Origin of the sequence: Streptomyces sp. NPDC057565, from assembly GCF_042801455.1 — a bacterium.
Taxonomy (GTDB): Bacteria; Actinomycetota; Actinomycetes; order Streptomycetales; family Streptomycetaceae; genus Streptomyces; species Streptomyces yanii.
On record NZ_JBHVFU010000167.1, the window covers coordinates 1 to 1,799 of the forward strand.

Annotated in this window: 3 protein-coding genes and 1 pseudogene; all 4 read right to left on the reverse strand. The window is 65.5% G+C overall.

The features are described from left to right. Window positions 1-61: pseudogene (locus ACFU8W_RS52385) on the reverse strand (nuclear transport factor 2 family protein); the annotation flags it as partial. A gap of 166 nt (window positions 62-227) precedes the next feature. Beyond that, complete coding sequence (locus tag ACFU8W_RS52390) at window positions 228-407, reverse strand: hypothetical protein (RefSeq protein ID WP_384052973.1); 180 nt, start codon at window positions 405-407, stop codon at window positions 228-230. 136 nt (window positions 408-543) lie between these two features. After that, on the reverse strand, window positions 544-1,335 hold the full coding sequence (locus ACFU8W_RS52395; RefSeq protein WP_384052975.1) for a hypothetical protein: 792 nt from the start codon (window positions 1,333-1,335) through the stop codon (window positions 544-546). 100 nt (window positions 1,336-1,435) lie between these two features. Beyond that, window positions 1,436-1,799 (reverse strand): hypothetical protein (locus ACFU8W_RS52400; protein ID WP_384052977.1); only part of this gene is annotated, 364 nt, incomplete at its 5' end.

A 1,799-nucleotide genomic window follows, 5' to 3' on the forward strand; every position in this document is an offset into this window, starting at 1 on the left:
CCGAGGCGTTAAACGCGGAGATGAACGTGTCGATCGCGGAGCGTGCCGTCTCTTCCTGCATGCCCCAGTAATACCAGCCGTTGCGCGTGCGCTCGACCCACGAGCCGCCTTCCGATCACGGTGGACCATCCCGGTCACAGCACTAACCAGTCGGCGGGCAGCACGTACCCGCCCTCCACCTGGACCGTCCGTGCGAGGTAGGAACGCCCGTCTGCGCGCTCATGAACTCAAGTCGCCTGGCCGGAAGGAAGGGCCGGTCTGCGACTGCACAGCGAGGGCAGGCGGCGCCCGGGCGGCATGACCCGCTCCAGGTCGCGTAGTACCCGCTGAGCCTCGCCGCGGACCTGGGCGGGGACATCGCCCTGCTCAGCGACAAGACGGGTGTAGATCGGGGTCTCCTGGAACACGGGCGAGATCTGCTTTCTGGTGCGGAACAGCGAACGGAAGTCCGCGGCAGCGGTGCTGCCGCGTCGGCTGGTGGCCCAACGGACGTTGGCCGAGGGCCGTCTACAGCTGAGGGTCGAGGCGAGCTCCTCGAGGACCTCAGCGTTGTCGAGGTGAGCGTGTGACGGTGAGCAGGAGCGGCGAACGGACCCCGAGGTGGGCGCTGGAGTCAGCGATCACCTCGCTCAGCCAACCGATCGCATCCAACGACCACTCGGAGAGTTCCCCTCGCAGAGTCACCCCATGTAGGGGTGGGCCGTTCCAGAAACTGTCATCAAATAGAGGAGCAAGGACAGTTTCTGGACTGCCGACGTCGTACGACGTGCATACGAAGACGTCCTGGCTCAAGTGACCGAGGTGATCCGTGAGCTGCTGGGCGACGGCGGGGACCGACGGGTCCCGGCCACTGTTGACGCTGACCTCGACCGGAGTTCTCGCTTCCGGGTCGCACTCGGCGAACCACTCCTTGGTCTGCATCGCCGGCACGGGCGCGTATGGCGCCCGCGTCGCGGGGTCGAGCCCCTGTACCGGCAGGAGGACCTGTACCGCAGACAGGTTCGGGGTGCCGGCCCGCGCTGTCGCGTCCTCGGCGCACCGCAGGAACGGCTGCACCGGTAGTGGTCGGTCGTCGGCCACCACGCTGGCCTCGACCTGGAACCACGAGATCAGTCCCGCTCCGGCAGCGGCGAGCGGGTGGTTCCACCCGGCGTCGTTCATGCCCCACAGCCCGGGCGCGCGGAGCATGCGGTCCTCGAAGCCACCCCCGGCCGACCTGTCGTCGAGCCACCCCATGGCGATCGAACGCTGGTAGAAAAGCGAGTACGCGTCACCTTCTGGCTCAGGACCACGCCAGTCATGCGGGACCAGCTCCCCGTAAAGGGCGGCAAACATGGTTCCAGCGGTCTGACGTGCCCCGGGAGCCAGCCCAGGCTGGGCTGTGTCCCTGTCTTCCATTCCACGTTGGCGGCCCTTCAGTAGCGACTTTCCTTTCCTAGTTTATCCGGCAATAGACGTTTGCCTGGTTATAGGGCCATTCGGCCGTGTCGGCCTCCCCAATCACGTCGACATCCACGTGATTGCGCCACGACGTGTACAGCGTGTTGTCGCAGTCTCTGCGCGCCGTCGTCCGATTGCTGCTGCCGCCGCCCGGTGCGAGCTCCTTGACCGGCGAACACGTCTTCTGTCGCCAGGTGTTGTCCGTGTACCACTCGTAGAGGCAGTTGTACACGTTTGCACGGTTGTTGCTGCAAGAGCCCTTGTCCCTGTGGGTGCCGAAAACCCCATCCATAGCGTGTGACCTGCATGTATTCTGATACGGCTGAGGAGCGCCGGATGCGTACGCCAGGATGATCGAT